Below are 1,904 nucleotides of genomic sequence, written 5' to 3'. Positions count from 1 at the left end.
CGTCGACCGCGCGGGCCAGTCCGTCGCTCGGTACGTGCAGGCCGCCCAGCACCTCGCCGAGCAGCGGATACAGCTCCCGGCAGGCGTCCGGCCCGAGCACCTCCGCGGCGATGCCCCACGCGGTCGCGAAGCCATGCCGCCGGTGCAGCTCGAGCAGCCGTTCCGGGGTGGTCGCCACTTCCAGGCTGCCCACCGCGTCGAAGCAGCCCAGGTCGGTCAGCTTCGCCACGGTGTAGCGGGCCAGCCCGGCCATCGTCCGCGACGGGTTGGTCTGGAACACCAGGCCGGGCGCGTGCGAGCTGGATCCGCCCGTGCTGAACAGCGGGCCCTGCTCCAGCACCGTCACGTCGGTGCGGCCGCGCAGGGTGAGTTCGTCCGCCAGGGCGCACCCGACGATCCCCGCTCCGATGATGACGATCGCCATGCCCCGCGTCCCTTCGCCGAACGAACGTGCCGTGCCTAGGAGCGGGCCGTGTCTCCGTCGTCACAGGATCGGCAGCGGCGGTGGCGCCGGTCAATGGGCGATCGAGACTTTTACCGCGACGCAACAAACCGTGCCTGTGGTTTTCCGCAGGGTCCGGCTGCGGTGGGCCGCAGGCAGGTCTGCGGTACGGCTCATGGTGCCCGCCGGGCCGGGTTCCTAGCGTCGATGCCATGACTTCCACCTGGGATTTCGCAGCTGACACGGCATCACTGGTCGAGCGGCTCGGCGGTCCCGGCGCCGGCCTCGCCGTCGCCCTCGAGAACCTCTTCCCGCCGATCCCCAGCGAGGTGATCCTGCCGCTGGCCGGCTTCGCCGCCGCCCGCGGTGACGTCAGCCTGCTGGGCGCGATCACCTGGACCACGCTCGGCTCGGTGGTGGGCGCGGTCGCCCTCTACGCCGTGGGGGCGGTGCTCGGCCGGGACCGGATCCGCGCCGTCGCGGCCCGGCTGCCGCTGATCAAGCTGGCCGACGTGGACCGCACCGAGGCCTGGTTCGCCCGGCACGGGGTCAAGGCGGTGTTCCTGGGCCGGATGATCCCGATCTTCCGGAGCCTGATCTCGATCCCGGCCGGGCTGGAACGCATGCCGCTGGGCACCTTCCTGCTCTGCACCACGCTGGGCAGCCTCATCTGGAACACGGTCTTCATCCTGGCCGGGTACGGGCTGGGGGAGAACTGGCCGGCGATCCAGGGGTGGGTGGGCGCGTACCAGAACGGGGTGATCGTGGTCTGTGCCCTGGCCCTGCTCTGGTTCGTCGCGGCGCGGGTGCGGCGGTCCCGTCAGGAGCTCAGGTAACGCAGGACGGCCAGGACCCGGCGGCTGTAACCGGCCGCCCGGTTCAGGTCCAGCTTGTCGAAGATCGCGTTCACGTGCTTCTCGACCGCGCTCTGCGACACGTGCAGTTTCGCGGCCACGGCGGCGTTGGTGTGGCCCTGCGCCATCTGCTCCAGGACCGCCCGTTCGCGTTCGGTGAGCCGGGCCAGCGGGTCCACGTGCGACGTCCGGGCGAGCAGCTGGCGCACCACCTCGGGGTCGATCGCCGCGCCGCCGGCGCCGACCCGGTCCAGCGAGGCGAGGAACTCGTCCACCCGCGACACCCGGTCCTTGAGCAGGTAGCCGACCCCGGCCGAGTCGGCGCCCAGCAGCTGGGTGGCGTACGTCTTCTCGACGTGCTGGGACAGCACCAGGACGCCGACGGCCGGCCACCGCCGCCGGACCTCCAGCGCCGCCCGCAGCCCCTCGTCGGTGTGGGTGGGCGGCATCCGGACGTCGACCACGATCACGTCGGGCCGGTGCCGCTCGACCTCCCGCACCAGTGCGTCGCCGTCACCGACCGCCGCGAGCACCTCGTGTCCCTCCTCGGCGAGCAGGCGGACCAGGCCCTCGCGCAGCAGGGTCGAGTCCTCGGCCAGGATCAGTCG

The 1,904-nt window shown here is 72.3% G+C and carries 3 protein-coding genes; 1 reads left to right on the top strand and 2 read right to left on the bottom strand.

All coding sequences use genetic code 11. From position 1 onward, the window contains the following. Nucleotides 1-424: FAD-dependent oxidoreductase (locus AB0C29_RS46225; protein ID WP_360834431.1), on the bottom strand; the 424-nt coding region annotated here is incomplete at its 3' end. Between the two features lie 230 nt (nucleotides 425-654). Here AB0C29_RS46225 and AB0C29_RS46220 point away from each other — a divergent pair. After that, nucleotides 655-1,278, top strand: a complete 624-nt coding sequence (locus AB0C29_RS46220; RefSeq protein ID WP_360834429.1) for a DedA family protein — start codon at nucleotides 655-657, stop codon at nucleotides 1,276-1,278. Here the strand turns inward: AB0C29_RS46220 and AB0C29_RS46215 are convergent. Further along, the coding region (locus tag AB0C29_RS46215) for a response regulator transcription factor (protein ID WP_360834427.1) at nucleotides 1,263-1,904 on the bottom strand (642 nt) is incomplete at its 5' end. The two genes, AB0C29_RS46220 and AB0C29_RS46215, sit on opposite strands and share 16 nt — an antisense overlap.

The sequence above is a fragment of the Actinoplanes sp. NPDC048791 genome (assembly GCF_040650095.1).
Taxonomy (GTDB): domain Bacteria; phylum Actinomycetota; class Actinomycetes; order Mycobacteriales; family Micromonosporaceae; genus Actinoplanes.
The sequence above is the reverse complement of the archived record's forward strand: the minus strand, read 5'-3'. Positions and strand labels throughout refer to the sequence as shown.

What these genes read in the sequence shown, in the direction of transcription:
- AB0C29_RS46220 (WP_360834429.1), top strand. Translation starts at nt 655, where the DNA reads ATGACTTCCACCTGGGATTTCGCAGCTGACACGGCATCACTGGTCGAG.